Raw genomic sequence first — 19,513 nt, forward strand, 5'->3', positions numbered from 1 at the left:
AGACCGCTGAAGAGAATGTCTATCGCCGCACTTCATTTTTTGCGAGCGCGTTTAAGTTCGCTTTGGGCTCGAAGCGGTCGCTCGTAGAGTTTGGGCGAATTTCTGCTCTGCGGACCAAACAGACGTCGCCACCGTCGAATAAGCGTTCTCCGCTCAATCACTCTAAAATGCGTGTGTGCTATCCGGCGGAAATCTGATGCTCGAGCACTTCAGTCTTCGGTGACACTGACCGACAAACATCATTGAAACTGCGTAGCGGTGTGGCAACGTTTGGCAATCCTGCAAAACTGTGTGCTGAATTGCAGACTTCCACCATGAATCCCGTTAGGAGAAGACATGCTAACTAAACTTCTTGTTTCTGCATTTTTCTTGATTATGCCTGCGTTCAGTTTTGCTCAAACAGCTGAGCGCAGCGTGACCATCGAAGCCGATGCGACAGTTAAGTCGGTTGACCCGGACACTCGGCTTATAGTGCTGCAAAACTCAGAGACAGGCGAAGAAGAGACCATTGTTGCAGGAGCGGAAGTCGTAAACTTCGACCAAATTGAAGAAGGCGACAAGGTCAAAGCGGTTTACACACTGGGGGTAGCTGCAAATATGGCATTCCCTGGCGAGGTCGACAGTATGGTTGAATTGGAAGGCCGGGCGGCAGAGGGATCAACACCGGGCGTAGCCGCTGGAACGATGGTCACGTTAATTCTGACTTTTGTTTCCTTCGACGCCGCGAATTCAATCGCTACTGTGACGGACAGCAGCGGCACAGAACAAATGATCGAGGTTGAAACAGAAGTTGGCCGTGAGTTTGTTGAGCAACTTAGCCCGGGAGACAGAGTAGCTGTAAGATTCACGGAAGGTCTTACTGTGGGAATTGTCGAAGAATAGGTGTCCACAGCGCGGCTTCATCAGGCGTATCTTGTGATTGTTATATCGCCACCCATGAAACAACTCGTCCCACCGCTTCCGGCGCCCCAAAGCTCTTAGCATTATTGGTTCAATCTGGGCGTCGAAGGGCGGCGAAAATCAGCCTTCCCAAAAGGGGATGAGGCATAGGTCATACATTGGTCTCTGCCTACTTACCGACAAGCCGACCTTGGCTCGTGGTTCAGCAATGGTCGCTTTGGGCTTGACGTGGATATTCATAGGATTCCGTTCAATGTCTGCTAAGCGGACACACTTGCCCAAAGCGCAAGTAATAGATCCGATTATTCTTTTGCGCAGCCTCAAGACCGGGCGCCGCGCGCTCTGGCGCGCGCCGGAGCTGCGCTTCCTCCGCTGAACCCGTTCTGAGGTCACGCACCGGAATCTGCTCTTGCGGCAAATTGCGAGTTACGTATTTGCGGGCGGCTGGTAGTGTTTATCGTGCGCGTTTTCCATTTAAGGGTAAACCAATCGATAACGGAGGTAACAATTATGAAGCCACGCAAGCTACTGGCCCTTCTTGTCGCAGTGACAGCTGCACTTGGCCTGTCTTCCGTCGCGGCTATCGCGCAGTCGGCGGACAAACCGAACATCCTCGTCATATGGGGCGACGATGTCGGTGTCGCGAACATCTCGGCCTATACACGCGGCCTGATGGGCTACCAGACCCCAAACATCGACCGTGTCGCGAATGAGGGCATGATGTTCACCGACTATTACGGGGAGCAGTCCTGCACCGCCGGCCGGTCGTCCTACATCATGGGGCAGTCTGTATTCCGCACCGGACTTTCCAAGGTCGGCTTGCCAGGCGCCGAGCTTGGCATGCGCGAGGAAGACCCGACCATCGCCGGCCTCCTCAAGGCAGAGGGGTACGTGACGGGCCAGTTCGGCAAGAACCACCTTGGCGACCGGGACGAGCATCTGCCGACAAACCATGGCTTTGACGAGTTTTTTGGCAATCTCTACCATCTGAACGCTGAGGAAGAGCCTGAGAACTCGGATTATCCGGGCGACGCGGTTCTTGAGAACGGCCAGACGTTCCGCGAAGCTTTTGGCCCGCGCGGTGTGATCAAGTCGACGGCAGACGGCGAAATCGGAGATACTGGGCCGCTCACCAAGAAGCGGATGGAAACTGTTGACGAGGAGACCATTGCAGCGGCCATTGACTTCATCAAGCGCGCGCATGATCAGGGCCAGCCCTTCTACGTCTGGTGGAGCGGCACGCGAATGCACTTCCGCACGCATCTCAAGGACGGGATGCTGGAGCAAGCCAGCGAAATCGCCGGCCGCCGCCTCGACGAATACAGCGCAGCCATGATCGAGCATGACATGCATGTCGGAAAACTATTGGACTTATTGGACGAACTCGGCATCACGGACAACACGATCGTTCACTACTCGACCGATAACGGCCCGCACTACAACACGTGGCCGGATGCCGCCGCGACCCCGTTCTTCGGCGAGAAGAATACCAACTGGGAAGGCGGCTGGCGGGTGCCCTCGATGGTGCGCTGGCCCGGCAAGATTGCAGCAGGCTCGATCACCAACGAGATCGTGCACCACATGGACTGGCTGCCCACCTTCCTGGCCGCCGCGGGACGCCCCAACATCAAGGAAGAGTTGAAAGAAGGCGGTGTGCAGGCAATAGGTCGCGAATATAAGGTGCATCTTGATGGCTACGACATCTTGCCGCTTCTGACAGGGCAGACCGACAAAAGCGATCGTCGGGAGATCTTCTACTTCTCGGACGACGGCGACCTGACGGCGCTGCGTTACGGCGACTGGAAGTTCATCTTCATGGAACAGGAACGCTACACCACGCTTCGCGCTTGGCAGGAGCCCTTCACCCCCCTGCGTGTGCCGCTGATCTTCAACCTGCGGCGCGATCCGTTCGAGCGGTCCTACCGGACGTCGAACAGCTACTATGACTGGATGATTGACCGCGTGTTCTTCTTGGTGCCTGCGCAGCAATACGTGGCAAACTTCCTGGCCACCTTCCAGGAATTCCCGCCACGCCAGAAGGCGGCGAGCTTCTCGCTCGATCAGGTGATCGAACAGATGACCTCCGTAGTCGGCGACTGACCGAACCGAACCGGAACGTTTCTTGCCGGCGCCCCGCAAGGGCGCCGGTTATCAGACGGAACCGGTTGAGACTGAAGAGAGCGCAGAGGTTCATCCTGCCGAAAAAGAATACGTGAAATCATGGCAATCTCGCGCTGGACACCGATATTTACTGGGCCTCGCTGACGACGTCAGCGATGTCACAGGTGCCTGAATATGCGGGTTTGGACCAATGCGTCGCCGGTCACACCGAGATCGCCGAAGCCAATCAACTGGTTGAAAAACATATTGCTCGCAGTTTCTGCTTTGGGCTCAAAGCAGCTATTCGCAACACTCGGCTTGAATGACTGCTACGCGGACAAAGCTGACTATGTCTTTATGGCCGCCCCGGCTTGGCCTAAACTAACAGGACCTCAGAAATGGAGATCTCGGAAAGGTTATGCCATGACACGCTTCAAAAGGAACTGGACGTGCGAAGGTCATATTTTTCGAAGCAGTTTTCTGGCCGTCGACGCGACGTTCCGACATGAGAGATACGATCAGCCCCTCACCAGAACTGGCCGCTATAGTGGCACGATGGATCAACGCCTACGGTCGGGGCGATGGGGAGACGGTGGCAAATCTTTTTTCTGATGACGCTGCCCTGTCATACTTTGGCTCAGCACACGGCGAAGCCTGGAAGGGCGATGCGCTGCGTCGCGGTATGGAGCAATACATCGGTGAGGTTCCACGGTTCAAGTGGCACCCAAAAGACCTGAGAGGATTTGAATGCGGATCACTCGGTTGGGTCGAATGGGAAGCAAGCATTGAGGGTATTGAAACAGGACAGATCGCGCACCTACGCTCTACGGTCATTCTGAAACTCGACAAAGGATCCTGGAAGATTGTGCACGTTCACAATTCCCTACCGGTCAACAACGTAGAGGGATTTGGGTATGAGGCCAGAGGCTTTGAGGAACTGCTTGATGCCGCCCTCTCTACACCCCACGAACTCGGCCAAAGTGGTATAGCGACCATCATGTTCACCGATATCGCGGACAGCATAAAAATCGCTGAGGCTATAGGCGATACGCTTTGGAGCGACGCCCTCGGAAGACATCTGCGACTTGTCGAAACGCAGATCGTCGGGAGTGGTGGACGTACGGTGAAATCACTGGGAGACGGGGTGATGTCGTCTTTTGCTTCCGCAAGGGCAGCATTGCTGGCAGCTCAAAATATTCAACAGGCGAACGCGGCGGAAACAAACGAGCCAAAGTTGCGGGTTCGCATCGGCTTGCATACCGGCGAAGTGATAACTTCTGATGCTGATCACTTCGGGACCGTTGTCAACAAAGCAGCACGTATAGCCGCCCTGGCAGCACCAAGTGACATCCGCGTCTCGGATGCCACACGGATCATGGTGGGCGGATCACAGGAGTTTCAGTTTGCCGAGCAAATGACTGTTCCGCTTAAAGGTCTCGAAGGAGAGCATACAATTTTCAAACTCAACTGGCTTGAGACAACTTGAGACCGTAGGCATGAAAACAGAAATCCCAATGCAACGAATAATGTACTCGAGTGAGGTCCCAATCTAGACACCCAAAGCTTATGTTAACATGCAATTTGATAGCCTAATCGGGAAGCCGGTTTGCAAAGCGGAGCGGCGCCAACATGACTTCTGAAAGCAAAATAACTTATCTTTCTGACGAAGACTTGGAAGGTTTAGGGATCCAACCTTCGGAAGTTGCCGACGCGATTGAATCTGCGCTGATAGCCAAGGCAAGTAAGCAGCTTCATACGTCCCCTAAGACAGCCATTTTGCCCGGGGATGGACGGTACGCAATGTCGACCTTGGCAGTAGGAGATGATGGGTTCATCGTGACCAAACAGGTAACGGTGTGTCCGAACAATCCGGCAAAAGGGCTCCCTGCGATTAACGGCGCTATCATGGTAATGGACGGGCAAACCGGGGTTCTCCGGGCAGTCTTAGGGGCAAATTGGGTAACGGCTGTTAGAACAGCGGCGCTGTCAGTCGTCGCCGCGCGTCGACTTGCTGATCCCAATGCTGAGACAGTGGCTTTTGTTGGGGCCGGCGTGCAAGCTCACTCCCATTTGCTTGCGTTCTCCGAAGTTTTCCCCTTGAAAAGCATTCGTGTGTTCGGACGTGGCAAAGCGAATGTCGACAAGCTTTGTCGCCGGGCTCGGGACATGGACCTCGAGGCCCAAACAGCCACCAGTGCCAAGGACGCCTTGCGTGATGCCGATCTGGTAGTGACATCAATAACTTTGGACTATTCCATCGAACCTTTTCTGGATGCCCGATGGCTAAAGCCGACTGCCTTCGCCGCCATTACAGATGCCTGCATTCCGTGGCTTCCAGAGGGTATGACCGCTTTCAAAACTGTTATTGTTGACGACCGAAAACAGGAATCTGAAAGCGACAAACCAATGCTGCCATATCAGCGGGTAACAGGGGACTTGACGGAAATTGTCTCGGGAGCAGTCGATACCACTTTAAGCGAGAAACCGGCTGCATTCGCTTTCAGAGGGATTTCTTTGGGAGATTACGCAACAGCGGTACTCGCAGTTCGTCGGGCCGCCGAGGTACGAGCTCGGCAAAAGTAGGAATCTTTCGGCTTTGGGCTCGAAGAGGACGTTCGCCGCACTTTACAGGAGTGACTGCTTACTTCGCACAAGCAGTCACATGGGAGTGATGACGCCCCAGCTACTGACCTGAGCCCGGCGATCCGGGCGGGAGCTTCAACTCAATCGACAACGATGGTGACGCTCGTCTCGGCTCAGAAGCCCAGTGGATGGTCAACACTCATGCGACAATCGCCAGTCACGAAAAGCGGGCGACTCTTGCCGCCCGCTCAATCTTCACACGTCGATCTTTTCTGCGATACTCAGCGCGTCTTCTAATTCAACGCCAAGATATCGAACTGTGCTGTCAACCTTGGTGTGGCCAAGCAAAAGCTGCACCGCGCGTAGATTGCCTGTTTTCCGGTAGATCAGTGCCGCTTTTGTGCGTCTCAGCGAATGCGTGCCGTAAACGCTCGGCTCCAAACCAATCGCCGACACCCAATCGAGGACCAGACGCGCGTACTGTCGTGTCGATATATGCGGCCTTTCGTGGAAGCGGCTTGGGAAAAGGAAAGTGCGTCCAAGCATCTCCGGGCGACATATCCAGGTCCAGACGGACTGGCGGGTATTTTCCGAGACCTCGAATTGGACCGGCCGTTTTGTTTTGCTCTGGACAACTGTCACGCGTTCGCGGACACGATCACCAGTAACAAGATCGGCTACGTTCAATCGAACGAGATCGCAGCCTCGCAGCTTGCTATCGATCGCAAGATTAAAGAGTGCCAAATCCCTGAGATTGTCCGAGAGTTCAAGCCGGGCGCGGATGGCCCAGACCTGCTTCGCGAGAAGCGGGCGTTTCTGGCCTATAAGGCGACCTTTGTTCCACGGCGGGCGCTTCGGTGTGATGGCAGGAAGTTGAATAATGGACATCGATTGTCCTCCATCCTTCCCTCCCTCTCCAGGCACCGACACCATGTCGACCAACTGACTCTATCAAGGAGCAAAATGGCAGGTGTCATCAGCTTACCCGACGTTCGTGAGCAGCGCAGCGTATGACCGTTTCGAGCCCTCAGTGAACGATGCGGCGCGATCAACCGACGACGGCTATGCGCAGAAAGCGGGCTTTGCATAGTTCGGAATGCGGCCCAAGCCGGACATGAGTTTAGAGTTAAATTGTTGCGGAGGGTTTTCCAAAGCTGCCGTTCACACGCGGAGCTTCGTTCACATGGTCGGGATCTGCGCAACGCTGATTCACCCGACGTTCGAGTTAACAGAAAGACGTGTCCAAGCGGAACGCCCTAATATCAAGGTCGGTTTACAACAAAGCTTGGCACTATCCCTGCCTTCATGATCGCTGCTTCAACATCATGCCCTGCGAAGAAACCGAATCCAGAGATGAGCGCGGAAGCTATGCCTGCATTTCGTGCACCTAGAATGTCGGTGTGCAGGCTGTCGCCAACCATCAGAACCCGGGACTTGTCGATGTGCCCCAGACGATTGAATGCAAGATTATAGATGTTGGCGAAAGGTTTTCCAAAGAACTGAGGGGTGACGCCTGTCCGGTCTGCTAGCCGGTGCGCGTAAAGACCGGGTTCTTTGGAGAAACCATACTCGCGCGGAGCGACAATGTCAGGATTGCCGACCAATACCGGGCGGGGACGTTGCAGCAAAGCGGCCTCTAACATGGCTTGTCGCGCTTCATTCCAAACAGCTGACCCAATCATCAAAAATCCGTCGACGGTTTCGTAGGGCTTCGGGTCATCCTCCAGGTAGGATAGCTTCAACTCCTCCAGATCGCGAAGGCCGGCACTTGGAGTTGCCATCAATCCCCAATGCAACTCATTTTGGCCGTTTAGCTCAGACAACAACGTGGCCCGACTGGTGATCACGTCTTGTGGCGCGAAGTTGTAGCCAAGCCCATAGTATTTCTCCATAAGAGTTGTGTGGGGAAACCCTGCAGCATTCGATACGACCAGAACACGTTTGCCGGCGGCTGTCAGCGACCTGACCCGATCTGGTGTTTCTGGGATTGCCGTATCACCAATATTGAGAACCCCGAAGGCATCGAGGAGGAACACGTCAAACTCGTGAGCTATGTCCTCTAGCGTGTCCGCCTGACGATAGCTCACTTCAGTTGATCTGGGTTGCGGAAGGCGATGTCTTACAGCCTCGTAGGCGTCAAAAGCCTCTTGCGCAGAGAAACCGGTCAAATGATGGCCCCTCTTACTTTCGCCGAAACCCATTCGCTGATCATAACCGCGACCAGAATTACAATCAGGATCAGACTAACTTGCGGCCAAGCCAGTACGTTGAGCGAGGCCGACAATTGCAACCCGATACCCCCGGCTCCAACCAGCCCGAGCACCGTGGATTCGCGGATGTTGATATCCCAACGGAAGACGGCAATGCCCGCGAAAGCGGGTAGGATTTGCGGTACGATCCCATAGGCCATGACCTGCCAGCGTGAAGCACCGGTTGCCGTGATTGCTTCGACCTGCGTGTGATCAATTTCCTCGATCGCTTCGTAAAGAAGTTTTGCGCAAAACCCGATTGAACGAATGGCGATTGCTATGACACCAGCAAATACGCCGGGACCAATAATCGCGATCAAAAGAAGCGCCCAGATCAACGAGTTTATAGAGCGGGTCGAGACAATGACCAACAAGGCAATCGGACGGATGAACAAGGCCGATGGTGTGGTGTTGCGGGCCGCCAAAAAGGCAACTGGCACTGCCATGCACAGTGCAATTATGGTCCCCAAGGTAGCAATGTTTAGCGTGTCCCAAATCGGGCGACCTAACTGGGTGATGTAATCCCATTTAGGAGGCGTTGCACGGGTCCAAATATCGTTGGCGATGCGGGGCGCATCCCAGACGAAAAACCAAGTCGTCGATTCCGAGATCAGCTGCCAGCAGTAAACAAAGATTGCCACGCCCAGCAACCAACCGAACCAACGGACCAAGCTCTGACCCGTTGTCCGGCGACGCCAGATTTGCGCATCGTCGCGTTCAAGTATCGGCATTACTGAACCCTCGCTCGAATAATTCCCGAAAGGTATTCAAGTGCCATCACGATGCCGATGATAAGAATGAGAATGGCTGCCGCAGTGTCGTATTCATAGCGGTCGAATGCGGTGTTCAAAGTTGCACCAATTCCACCAGCCCCCACGAGCCCGAGGATCGCGCTTTCTCTGAAATTGATGTCGATCCGATACATGGAAAGGCCCACAAGTCGCGGCATAACCTGGGGCTGAACTCCATAGTTGATCCATTGTGGCCAACGCGCTCCAGAGGCCTTAATCGCCTCGGCCTGAACCTTGTCCATGGCTTCGATATCTTCGGCCAGAAGTTTTGAGAGAAATCCGATTGTGGCGAAAGAAAGCGTCAGAAATCCGGCCAGCGGGCCAAAGCCAAAGATAGCCACAAGCAAAATGGCAACGATAATCTCTTGCAATGCCCGACTTATCGCGACAATGCCTCGGCAAATCATGTAGATTGGCAATGGCGCGATGTTGCGGGCAGCCCCCAACCCAATCGGGATCGAAATCAGGATGCCCACGACCGACGCGGCCACGGTCATCACGATACTTTCCAGAAGGCCGCTCCAAATATCGGTCCACCGTGAAATGAAGTCTGGGCTGGTGAACGCAAGCACAAACGCCCAACCCCGATCCAACCCTTCATAGACACGACCCCAATCAACTTCGATGGTCATGAACGCCGCGATCAGGTAGGCGAAAAAGCCAAGGAGCAATGTCCAGCGGAGTAATGGATTTTTGACAAAGGCAGGCTTACGCCAGCCTTTTCCCAGCATGTCGTCTAACTCTCGATGGCTCATTCTGCAGCCTCGACATCGTCATCTTCGTCAACTTTTTCGATGGTTGCTTCCCAGTCTTCTTCCCCATAAATCTCGGTCAGCTTCTCAGGGGTAAGGCCTGTAGGAAGCCCATCATACACAATTTCGCCGAATCGGAGTCCTACGACACGGGGAACAAACATCTGAGCGAGCGCCACGTCATGGATATTGATAATGGCTGCCAATCCGCGTTCCTGACATAACTCGGTGATGAGACGCATAATTTGACGGCTGGTCTTTGGGTCCAGCGATGCAGTTGGTTCATCGACCAACAGCAGCTTTGGGTTCTGTATCAGTGCCCGGCAGATGCCGACCCTTTGGCGCTGACCGCCAGAGAGTTCGTCCGCCCGTTTATCCGCCATGTGCAACAGCCCCACCCGATCGAGTAGCCGGAAGGCTTCGTCCACATCCGACTGAGGATAGCGCCGTAGAAAGCTGCGCCAGAACCCCACATAACCCAGCCTGCCGGACAATACATTTTCCATCACTGTCAGGCGTTCGACCAAGGCATATTCCTGAAAGATCATGCCCATTTCGCGGCGTGCCTTCCGTAATGCCCCCGATCCGAGTTTGGTCAGGTCCACATCATCCAAAAGGACACCGCCGCTTGTAGGTTCAACCAACCGGTTGACACAGCGGATCATCGTCGATTTGCCCGCGCCCGAGGGCCCAATCAACGCAAGAACCTGTCCTTTTGGAACCTCAAGATCGATTGCCTTCAGCGCCTGATCCCCGGTCTTGTATGTTTTCGTCAGCTTTTGAAGACGCAGCATGAAATGCCCCAGATTAGGGTGAACGGCGGGCCCATTCAGGCCCGCCGGATTAGTGAAAGGTTATTGGCAGGCGTAGGAAACGCCATTTGCTGCGTCGATTTTACGAATGACTTCCCAGAATTCCTGATAAGTCATCTCCAGGAATTGGCCTTCGTTTGATTTTGAGAACTCAGCTTCAAGTGTCGTCCCCTCCCAATCGAAATTGAAGAAGGCATTGCGGATCTTTTCCTGCAGCTCGGGTGTCAGGTTGTAGACGGTGCCAAACCCAGTGGTCGGGAAAGTCTGCGACTTATAAATCGTAATGACATCATCCTCATTGATCACGTCACGAGAGATCATCCGCGATTTAACCGAGTTCGCGATTGAGGCCGCTAAGTAGTCTTTGTTGGCAACACCTAAGATCGAGTTGTCATGTTTGCCCGAATAGACGGGCTCAAAATCGCGTTCGGGCAGAAGATCAAAGTCGCTTTTCAGGATCGCAGAAGGAGCCTTGAATCCCGAGTTCGATGTGGGGGATGTAAAAGCCAGTTGCTTTCCCTTGATATCTTCAACCTTTTCGATGCCAGAACCCGGATAGGTGATGATTTCCATCTCGTAACCAAAATTTCCGTCCTTCGAAGCCATGATTGTGAACGGGCGGAACCCTGCGCAGTTTACCGCAAGTGGGTTGGAACCGGTGTTGAATCCCGCAATATGCAGGCGCCCTGAGCGCATCGCCTCGATCTGAGCTGCGTTGTTCTGGACTGGGAAAAAGACAACGTCCTTGCCCGTTTCTGCTTTCAAATGGTCGAGAAAGTCTGACCACGCAGTTTTGTATACGGCGGGGTCTTCAACCGGCGTGTAAGCAAAGATCAAGGTGTCTGGATCTATTTGCTCGGAAGGATCTGTAGGGATATCCGCGATCAAATCCCCGTCGGCATCACAAAAACGCTCATCCAAGTCACCGCGTGGACAATCCTGCGCCGACGCTATTCCACTCATCGACATGAGTGCGATTGCAGATGCCCCAAGCAATAGTTTGATATCGATCTTCATGGTTTCCTCCCAGTCATGTGCGGTGCTTTTTGTCCGCTGTGAATCAATCATTTTATGTTTACTCGGCGACGAGAACGTCGACCTCTACGCCCTCAAAAGCGTTGCGCAATTCTCCTGTTGGTTTTTTGTCGGTGACAATGGAATCCAAGTCGTTAAGGTCTCCTACTTGAGACAAGCCTTTCCGGCCGAATTTCCCGGAATCAACAAGAAGGTGCCGTTTCTCGGCACGCGTCAGCATCACCCTCTTTACTTCCGCAAAGCCCCGCACTGTTTCTGAAGGACCTTCTGTCGACAACCCAGAGGCACCGATCATGCACCTGTCGACGTTGAAACGGGAAAGAAATTCCAGCGTCTCGGTTCCGATAGTTGCAGACTCAGTTGCCAGATATTCCCCCGGGCATAACAGGACTTGTGCGGCCCCATGGCCAAGGGTCATAGCTATGGGAATGGAATTGGTGATTACCGTGCAGGGAGTACCAATGTAAGCCAGTACACGTGCCATTTCGATTGTGGTCGAGCCGGAATCGATCATGACGGTTTCACCGCTCTGGATCAGTTCTGCCGCAATTGCACCTATCCGTTCGCGTTCCTCAACTTGATCGTTTGTTCGTTCATCCAAACCCGGATAGTGCCCTTGCGCAGCGGCTGATGCCCCCCCGTGTGCGCGCGCTATCAAGCCGTCGTTCGACAGAGCATCGAAATCTCTACGTACCGTTTCGTTGGAGACGTTGAACCGCTGTGCCAGTTCGTTGATGCGAACGTGCGGGCGCAGCTTCAGCTCCAACAATATCTGTTGGCGCCGGTCGGACTTCTTTACCCGGCTCTGGTTCTTTTCAGACATTTTGCCGCGCGTTTTTGTTTTGGACATCCGACGACCCGACTAGGCTTCTCAACCTACTTTTGTGGGCTTTCGGTCATATTGCAATATTTTTTGTTGCATAACCCTCAGAAGGTTGTGAGAATTCGAGCGAACACAAGTAATTCGAAGCGCAAAGCGAAGATGCACAGGTTGATCAAATTCAGAATACGAGCCAAGGCAAAGCGTTAACCGGCCAACCTGCCAATCAGACAGCTTCCTTTTGGTTCTTGATCGTGTGGCATTGAGGGGTGGCATGGGCGACAGCGAAACGGCAGATCAGATTGCGGCGCTTCCGATGCGCTGGGATAAGACTGGCAAATTGCGCGTTCTTATGGTCACTTCGCGGGATACCGGCCGGTGGGTTATCCCAAAAGGATGGCTAATGGACGGCAAAAAACCATGGCATGCCGCAGAAATAGAAGCTCAAGAAGAAGCAGGCGCAGTCGGCACCATATCGAAACGGCCAATCGGTCATTTTTTCTATGATAAACGATGCGAGGGGCGAAGCAGCGTTCGCTGCCGCGTTACCCTTTATCCTCTGGTCGTCGAAAAGTTGAAGCGACGCTGGAAGGAAGAAGGTGAACGAACGCGTCATTGGTTCTCACCGGCAAAGGCCGCAAAGTTAGTTCAAGAAAGAGACCTGTCAGATTTGCTGCATAATCTAGCGGACGATCCAGAAGTCAAAATTGTCATAAAGAAACTTCGAAAGGCTGCATGAGGAAGGGCATGAAAGAACCGGGAAACCCGGACGCACTAAGCTCAAAGGGAGGAAAAAATGAGGAAATTGACATCCACTGCGGTTGGATCGGTGATTGCGCTGGCTGCGTCACTGTCGGCGGCACAGGCCGATAAGCTGACACTCTATTGTTCGGCGCAAGAAGATTGGTGCCAACTCATGGCGCGAAGCTTTGAAGACGCGACGGGCATCGACGTCAACATGACCCGGAAGTCATCAGGTGAAACTTTTGCACAAATCCGCGCCGAAAGCTCGAACCCGAAAGGAGACGTTTGGTGGGGCGGTACCGGTGATCCGCATTTGCAGGCCGCCGAAGAAGGCTTGACGATGGAATACATGTCGCCAGTGCGCGACCAGCTTCACGATTGGGCGATATCCCAAGCAGAAAGCGCGGGCAACAAGACGATCGGCATCTATTCAGGCGCACTCGGTTATGGCTATAATGCCGATCTCATCGCTGCCAATAACCTACCCGAACCAGCCTGCTGGAAAGACCTGCTGAAGCCCGAATACAAGGGCCACGTTCAGATGGCGAACCCGAACTCATCAGGTACGGCCTATACCACGCTTGCGTCGATGGTGCAGATCTTTGGCGAAGATGAAGGCTTTGAGTTCATGAAAGGTCTGCATTCGAACATCAACCAATATACCAAGTCTGGTTCTGCGCCGATCAAGGCCGCCGGTCGTGGTGAGAACACCATTGGTATAGTCTTCATGCATGACGCTGTGAAGCAGGCCGTTTCAGGATTCCCGATTAAGGTCGTCGCACCGTGCGAGGGCACAGGATACGAAATTGGCTCGATGTCGATTATTGAAGGAGCCCGCAACGAAGAAGAAGCGAAAAAGTTCTATGACTGGGCACTGTCACCCGAGGCCCAGAACCTTGCTCTTCAGGTCAACGCGTTTCAGGTACCTTCGAATAAGAGCGCGGAAACTTCGGATAGCGCGCCAGACATGAGTCAGATCAAGCTGATTGACTATGACTTCAAAAAGTATGGTTCGTCAGACGAACGGAAGCGTCTGTTGCAGAAATGGGACGAAGAGGTTTCGACTCTGCCGCAGTAAATGACTGACCGGACTTCAAAAACGACCCATCCGGTCCTGATCTTCTGGATCACGGCCGGGTGGGTCGGATTCTGCCTGTTGCCTTGGTATATGGTCGACGGTGGCCTTTGGTCGTTCGAGTGGCTTTTGGACGGCTACCCATTCGATGAGGATTGTGCCCCCGCTGCGTTTCTGATTGGACAGGGTGAAAAACTATGGCTCGCTCCGCTCCTGATCGCACTCGCCCTGCCGCTTCTGGTGTTGAAGCGCCCCAAATCTGATCCACTTTACGCCAGAATACTGATCCTGTCAGGGGCGCTTGGCTTCGGCTGGCTGATCGCTCAGGGGTTCAGCATTGGCATCAGAGGCTTCAACTTCAATTGGTTGCAGGCGATGTTTGGCGAACTCGGCGACCGTCAGTTCGGAATGGGCTACGGTGCGATGATATGTGCCTCAAGTTTTCTGTTCCTGCTTACTCAGGGGATCGCGGCAAGGGGCGCCATTAACGGTGACGTCTTTGTCGTAAGCGCCATCGGTGGCGTTATTACAATTGTCACCGCTTTTGTCTTTTTTCCCATCGCGAAGATGCTATTCGCTGCCTTCATCACCGAAGAAGGCGCGTACTCCATCGCGGTATTCTTCTCGAAGTTTTTCGATGATCGACTGTGGGGTTTGGGGTGTTTTCATGGCGCGCGCTGTGGCGCCGCCTGGAATTCACTGTTCCTAGCCATCTTAGTCGGCGTCATCACCACGGTCCTGGGGCTTTGCTTTGCACTGGTCGTGACGCGCTCAGGCTTTCGCCATAAACGCGCGCTGCGGGCTCTGACCGTTCTGCCAATAATCACTCCGCCATTCGTGATCGGCCTGGCGCTGATCTTGCTTTTTGGCCTTTCTGGGTCGGTCACCCGGTTCTTTGCCGAGCTTCTCGGCACCCAGCCGACACGCTGGCTTTATGGAATGCCAGGCATCCTGATCGCGCAGACACTCGCGTTTACGCCAATCGCGTTTCTTGTTCTGATCGGTGTGGTTGAAGGCGTCTCTCCGTCGATGGAAGAAGCGGCCCAAACCCTCCGCGCCAGTAGATGGCAGACATTCAAGACGGTTTCATTGCCCCTGATGCGGCCCGGTCTTGCGAATGCATTTCTTCTGGGCTTCATCGAAAGCATGGCCGATTTCGGAAATCCGCTTGTATTGGGCGGCAATTTCGACGTGCTTTCGACCGAAATATTCTTTGCCATCGTTGGCGCTCAATACGATCAAGGCAGAGCCGCAGTTCTGGCCATGGTGCTGCTGTTCTTTACTCTTTCCGCCTTTTATGCGCAGCGTGTCTGGCTGGGGAAGAAAAGCTACACAACCGTCACCGGCAAAGGGGATGCCGGCGTTCATCCTCTGATGCCAACTGGCCTTTCAGTTCCGGTACTACTCATCGCTCTGGGCTGGGCGCTGTTCACAATTGTTGTTTATGCGATGATCATTTACGGCAGTGTCGTCGAGTTGTGGGGTGTCGATAACTCGCTAACTATCAAACACTATGTCACCGCATTCTCCGCACGTTTCGAAGAAGATAGCATTCGCTGGACCGGAGCCGCTTGGGACAGTTTCTGGACCACCATAACGATCGCGGCCATTGCTGCCCCATTGACTGCCGCCGTAGGTCTGGTGACCGCTTATCTGCTGACCAGGCAAAGTTTTGCAGGCAAGAACGCTTTCGAATTTGGAACAATGTTATCCTTCGCTATCCCCGGAACAGTGATAGGCGTCAGCTACATCCTAGCCTTCAACGTTCCGCCAATTGAAATCACGGGTACTGGTGTCATTCTCGTTGTCAGCTTTATCTTCCGTAATATGCCGGTTGGCGTTCGTGCGGGGATCGCGAGCATGTCGCAGCTTGACCGCAGCCTTGATGAATCGTCGCTGACCCTTGGTGCAAACTCGTGGCAGACGTTCCGAAACGTCATCCTGCCGCTATTGCGCCCTGCGATACTTGCTGCGCTTGTTTACAGTTTTGTCCGTGCCATGACCGCGATCTCGGCTGTCATCTTTCTGGTCAGCGCAGAATATGACATGGCGACCAGCTACATTATCGGTCGGGTCGAGAATAATGACTATGGCCTTGCGATCGCCTATTCGACGACGCTGATTTTTGTGATGCTCGCGGCGGTCGGTTTACTGCAACTACTCGTTGGCCGGGTCCAGATTGGTCGACGCACGCAACACGGAACGGAGGCATCGCGATGACCGACGCCAAAATCGGTTCCAAGGCCGCCCCGGTGCGCTTTGAGAACGTGTCGAAAGTATTCGGTAAAGACGTCGTCGCCGTCGACAACATCAACCTGCATGTCGATGCAGGAAAACTCGTCACACTGCTTGGTCCGTCAGGCTGTGGGAAAACAACGACTCTGCGCATGATTGCCGGGTTGGAAATGGCAAGCTCGGGCAAGATCCTAATTGGTGATCAGGACGTGACCAACTTGCCTGCCACCGACCGCGACGTATCCATGGTTTTCCAGTCATACGCGCTTTTCCCTCACATGAGCGTGCTGGAAAACGTGATGTATGGCCTCACATTCTCAGGCTTTGCAAAGGACGAAGCCCGCAGCCGCGCTATGCATGGATTGGAACTGGTTGGCCTGCAGGGGTTCGACAACCGTCTTCCCTCGGAACTGTCAGGGGGCCAACAACAGCGTGTTGCCGTCGCCCGCGCGCTGGTTCTTGAGCCTCAGGTTCTGTTGTTCGACGAGCCGTTGTCCAATCTCGATGCCAAGCTTCGCCGTCAGGTGCGAGAGGATATTCGGGCAATCCAGCAAGATCTTGGTTTGACAGTTGTTTACGTGACCCACGATCAGGAGGAGGCACTGGCAGTCTCTGATGAGATTGTCGTCATGCGCAACGCAGCGATCGCCCAAATGGGCACACCACGCCAGCTTTACGATGCCCCGAACGATCGTTTTGTCGCCGATTTCATAGGTGAGGCAAACCTATTGGATTGCCAAATCGTCGATATCAATGGCGACGTGGCAACGATAGAAATAGAAGGCTACCGACATACGCTGCCACGTCGCGGTTTGTCCGAAGGAAACGCAACCATTGCAGTGCGGCCCTCGCGTTTGGTTATCGGCTCAGACCAAGGCATAACAGCCAAGGTGGCGAAGGCGACCTATGTTGGCGTTCGAATGGAATATACGCTGATCGGTACATTCGGTCAGGTTTTTGCCGTACATGACGACGTCGATGCGCCGCTTGATCCCGGCGCCGAAATCAAAATGGGTTTTGCTGACAAAGGGCCCGTTCTTCTGCCGGATTAAATGCCGAAACTCATTATCATCACTCACCCCGAGGTCTCTATCGATCCGGCCGTCCCGATAACTGAGTGGGGCTTGAATGCTGTGGGCCGCAAGCGGGCTACTGAATTTGCATCCAGTGGAATCTTGTCCGCCGTCACTCAGATATGGACCAGCGACGAGCGGAAGGCCCGTGAAACAGGCGAGATTCTTGCTGCACCACGAAAGCTATCAGTGAAATGCAACTTGGATCTTGGTGAGAATGACCGCAGCGCAACCGGTTACTTGCCGCTGAAAGATTTCGAAGCCGCGGCAGATGCTTTCTTTGCTCAGCCGGAAAGTAGCTATCGCGGTTGGGAACCAGCGATCGAAGCACAGATACGCATTCTTCGGACAGTCACTAAGATTATCCGGTCGCATAATGCCGGGGATCTTGCAATTGTAACGCACGGAGCAGTGGGCACACTGCTTTGGTGCGCACTCTCGAATTGTTCGATAGACCGCAAGCACGACCAACCCTCACAAGGCCATTTCTGGCAGGCAGATTTAGCTACGCTCAAGCCTGTTTCATGTTGGGTCTCTTTGACGTAGGAGCTAAGCGTTCCAAGCGTTCTCTGCGATCTCACGCAACGTCTCGAACACATCTGGTGTCCCCACGATCACGCGCCCGCCGTCTCGGATCATCTCATCGGCGTCCTGATCCTCGACAACGCCACCCGCTTCCGAGACCAGCAATTGCCCAGCCAGACAATCCCATGCATTCATGTGCTCCTCCACGTAACCCAAAAGGCGCCCGGCAGCGACGTAAGCCAATGAAAGCGCTCCGCTGGCGTTTCTGTGAAACATCGCCCCGTGCTCGATCAGATCCTCGATAACAGGTAAGACATGATGGCTCTCAATCCGGTTCGAGTATCCCACAGCCACTGTTCCATCTTGCAACGGCACTCCTAACGCGACGCTTATCGGTGATCCGTTAAGTGTCGCACTTTCTCCGCGAGTTGCGACAAAAGTTTCATCCAAGTTTGGATCGTGGATCACACCAATTTCCGTTTGGCCCTCGGTGACTCCAGCCAGAACAATGGTCCATGCAGGAATACCGTTCACGAAATTCGTGGTCCCATCAATTGGATCAATAACCCAGTCAAAGCCACTCTCTCCCGCTACCGCGCCATGCTCTTCACCGTATACGCCATCGTTGGGCCACGCCTCCGCTATCCTTTGACGAATGAAAGTCTCGACGTTCTTGTCCGCCTCGCTCACCCAGTCCTGAGCGCCTTTTTGATCAACTATAAGATTGACCCGATCTGCAAAGAACTTTTTGGCAAGTAGCCCAGCCTCCTCGCAGACTTCGGTGGCAAAGTCTCTGCGTCCTGAAAGTCGAGACATAGGTGCTCCTTTTTCGGTGGGAGTGTTTCCCAACAACACTGTAGGCCAAGCGAAGACTAGGCAACCACATAGTCTTCTCGCTTGCTTCAGGTGCCAATATTGGCTCTATAAACCTTGAGTTACTAGAGTCTACAATCTTCTCCGCGATGAATCTCCCGATCGATAGTTCTCTAATTTCTGTTTGGATTGGATGTAGAACCGACTTGCGTTGGCGCAGCTAAGATCCTGAGACACCTACCCTTTGAATGTCGGCTTACTTGCCGGCGTTCAATTTGGTCTGTGCGCGCAACAAAGTTCGGCTCTCTATTCGAACCGCAGATCTGAAATGTCCGCTTCTCTAATTGGGCGTTTGGGTCAAGCTCGTTTTCTTTCATTGTATCGGATCACTGTCGCTCATCCGGGTCACGCTTCTCTTCGCAGTCTGGGTGATGCCTCGTGGGGCATCGCCATTGTGAGCGATGTTGTGGAATCTGATGGGTGCGGATTGCGTGCTCCACCGGCAGTGCAACGGAGGTATTGCACCGCCTCCCTTTAGTCATCCTCTGTTTCAACTTTGGCTCTAGCTTTTCGCTTCCCCTTTGGGCCGGTGCTGAGGCCGCCATGCAACCTGCAACGCCGTTTTCCAGGTACTACCCGGGCTTGGCATTGGCCACCGGCTCGGGTCCTAGCGCCGCATGTTGGGCGCTCTGTCTTAGGCAAGGGTTCCCTGGCATCATTCAAGCCCAGCTCAGCCATCCGTTTGCAATTTACGCCGTGGCACTGTGAGCAATCCCTACGATAGTCTGGATGCTTGTGCGCCTCTGCTGGGCATGGTCGCCAACGTGACCGAATTTCACGCCAATCAATGGGATCGCTTTGAAAGAGCGAGCGTAACTCAACTTCTAGCTTTGTCGGTCGCCCCATCAAAAACCCCAACAATTGTTAACATACTCGGCAAACCCCATGATGCGCGTAGTGTTTGGTGTTCGGTTCTCACAAATATCATTGAGTACTGCACCGTATC

General features: G+C 53.9%; 19 protein-coding genes. 10 read left to right on the forward strand and 9 right to left on the reverse strand.

The window, feature by feature from the left end; genetic code table 11:
* The first annotated feature begins 336 nt into the window (after positions 1-336).
* The 5 genes from ACR3E7_RS18170 (at position 337) to ACR3E7_RS18190 (ending at position 5,583) form a co-directional block, all read left to right on the forward strand.
* Positions 337-882, forward strand: a complete 546-nt coding sequence (locus ACR3E7_RS18170; RefSeq protein WP_480504802.1) for a hypothetical protein — start codon at positions 337-339, stop codon at positions 880-882.
* A 528-nt stretch (positions 883-1,410) separates the two neighbouring features.
* Complete coding sequence (locus ACR3E7_RS18175) at positions 1,411-3,000, forward strand: arylsulfatase (RefSeq protein ID WP_170787790.1); 1,590 nt, start codon at positions 1,411-1,413, stop codon at positions 2,998-3,000.
* 176 nt (positions 3,001-3,176) lie between these two features.
* On the forward strand, positions 3,177-3,326 hold the full coding sequence (locus tag ACR3E7_RS18180) for a hypothetical protein (RefSeq protein ID WP_480504800.1): 150 nt from the start codon (positions 3,177-3,179) through the stop codon (positions 3,324-3,326).
* Between the two features lie 179 nt (positions 3,327-3,505).
* Entirely contained in the window at positions 3,506-4,486 is a 981-nt protein-coding gene (locus ACR3E7_RS18185) for a nuclear transport factor 2 family protein (protein ID WP_480504798.1), read from the forward strand.
* Between the two features lie 143 nt (positions 4,487-4,629).
* Positions 4,630-5,583: an ornithine cyclodeaminase family protein gene (locus tag ACR3E7_RS18190; protein ID WP_170825526.1), complete on the forward strand. Its 954-nt coding sequence runs from the start codon at positions 4,630-4,632 to the stop codon at positions 5,581-5,583.
* Between the two features lie 255 nt (positions 5,584-5,838).
* On the opposite strand, the gene ACR3E7_RS18195 is transcribed toward ACR3E7_RS18190, so the two are convergent.
* The 7 genes from ACR3E7_RS18195 to ACR3E7_RS18225 all read right to left on the reverse strand — a co-directional run bounded on the left by ACR3E7_RS18195 (position 5,839) and on the right by ACR3E7_RS18225 (position 12,072).
* Complete coding sequence (locus tag ACR3E7_RS18195; protein ID WP_480504796.1) at positions 5,839-6,471, reverse strand: tyrosine-type recombinase/integrase; 633 nt, start codon at positions 6,469-6,471, stop codon at positions 5,839-5,841.
* 374 nt (positions 6,472-6,845) lie between these two features.
* The gene (locus tag ACR3E7_RS18200) at positions 6,846-7,751 is read right to left on the reverse strand and encodes an HAD-IIA family hydrolase (RefSeq protein ID WP_237215996.1); all 906 of its coding nucleotides are present in this window, start codon (positions 7,749-7,751) and stop codon (positions 6,846-6,848) included.
* Positions 7,748-8,563 (reverse strand): phosphonate ABC transporter, permease protein PhnE, encoded by an 816-nt coding sequence (gene phnE / locus ACR3E7_RS18205; RefSeq protein WP_170327399.1) that lies wholly within the window; start codon positions 8,561-8,563, stop codon positions 7,748-7,750. The genes ACR3E7_RS18200 and phnE (ACR3E7_RS18205) overlap by 4 nt, the downstream gene beginning before the upstream one ends.
* Positions 8,563-9,378 carry a phosphonate ABC transporter, permease protein PhnE gene (gene phnE / locus ACR3E7_RS18210; protein WP_480504793.1) on the reverse strand — a complete coding sequence of 272 codons (816 nt, stop codon included), beginning with the start codon at positions 9,376-9,378 and terminating at the stop codon, positions 8,563-8,565. The genes phnE (ACR3E7_RS18205) and phnE (ACR3E7_RS18210) overlap by 1 nt, the downstream gene beginning before the upstream one ends.
* Positions 9,375-10,169, reverse strand: coding sequence for a phosphonate ABC transporter ATP-binding protein (gene phnC, locus ACR3E7_RS18215; RefSeq protein WP_170353305.1), 795 nt, complete (start codon positions 10,167-10,169; stop codon positions 9,375-9,377). The genes phnE (ACR3E7_RS18210) and phnC overlap by 4 nt, the downstream gene beginning before the upstream one ends.
* A gap of 60 nt (positions 10,170-10,229) precedes the next feature.
* Positions 10,230-11,204, reverse strand: a complete 975-nt coding sequence (gene phnD / locus ACR3E7_RS18220) for a phosphate/phosphite/phosphonate ABC transporter substrate-binding protein (RefSeq protein WP_170787718.1) — start codon at positions 11,202-11,204, stop codon at positions 10,230-10,232.
* 58 nt (positions 11,205-11,262) lie between these two features.
* A complete protein-coding gene (locus ACR3E7_RS18225; protein WP_170774135.1) occupies positions 11,263-12,072 on the reverse strand; it encodes a DeoR/GlpR family DNA-binding transcription regulator in 810 nt (269 codons plus the stop codon).
* A 244-nt stretch (positions 12,073-12,316) separates the two neighbouring features.
* Between ACR3E7_RS18225 and ACR3E7_RS18230 the strand changes: the two genes are divergently transcribed.
* From ACR3E7_RS18230 to ACR3E7_RS18250, 5 genes are read left to right on the forward strand one after another with little or no spacing between them, the layout of a single operon-like run.
* The gene (locus ACR3E7_RS18230) at positions 12,317-12,781 is read left to right on the forward strand and encodes an NUDIX hydrolase (RefSeq protein WP_480504790.1); all 465 of its coding nucleotides are present in this window, start codon (positions 12,317-12,319) and stop codon (positions 12,779-12,781) included.
* 57 nt (positions 12,782-12,838) lie between these two features.
* A complete protein-coding gene (locus ACR3E7_RS18235) occupies positions 12,839-13,864 on the forward strand; it encodes an ABC transporter substrate-binding protein (RefSeq protein ID WP_170774139.1) in 1,026 nt (341 codons plus the stop codon).
* Positions 13,865-16,081 carry an ABC transporter permease gene (locus ACR3E7_RS18240; protein WP_480504788.1) on the forward strand — a complete coding sequence of 739 codons (2,217 nt, stop codon included), beginning with the start codon at positions 13,865-13,867 and terminating at the stop codon, positions 16,079-16,081. It abuts the gene before it with no gap.
* Positions 16,078-17,148 carry an ABC transporter ATP-binding protein gene (locus ACR3E7_RS18245; RefSeq protein ID WP_170787716.1) on the forward strand — a complete coding sequence of 357 codons (1,071 nt, stop codon included), beginning with the start codon at positions 16,078-16,080 and terminating at the stop codon, positions 17,146-17,148. Before ACR3E7_RS18240 ends, ACR3E7_RS18245 begins: the two co-directional genes overlap by 4 nt.
* The gene (locus ACR3E7_RS18250) at positions 17,149-17,715 is read left to right on the forward strand and encodes a histidine phosphatase family protein (RefSeq protein WP_480504786.1); all 567 of its coding nucleotides are present in this window, start codon (positions 17,149-17,151) and stop codon (positions 17,713-17,715) included. It abuts the gene before it with no gap.
* Positions 17,716-17,718: 3 nt separating this feature from the next.
* Here the strand turns inward: ACR3E7_RS18250 and ACR3E7_RS18255 are convergent, their stop codons facing one another.
* Positions 17,719-18,510, reverse strand: coding sequence for an inositol monophosphatase family protein (locus ACR3E7_RS18255; RefSeq protein WP_170774147.1), 792 nt, complete (start codon positions 18,508-18,510; stop codon positions 17,719-17,721).
* Between the two features lie 531 nt (positions 18,511-19,041).
* Positions 19,042-19,413, reverse strand: coding sequence for an HGGxSTG domain-containing protein (locus tag ACR3E7_RS18260; protein WP_480506666.1), 372 nt, complete (start codon positions 19,411-19,413; stop codon positions 19,042-19,044).
* Between the last annotated feature and the right edge of the window lie 100 nt (positions 19,414-19,513).

The sequence above is a fragment of the Ruegeria sp. BK1 genome (genome assembly GCF_056535645.1).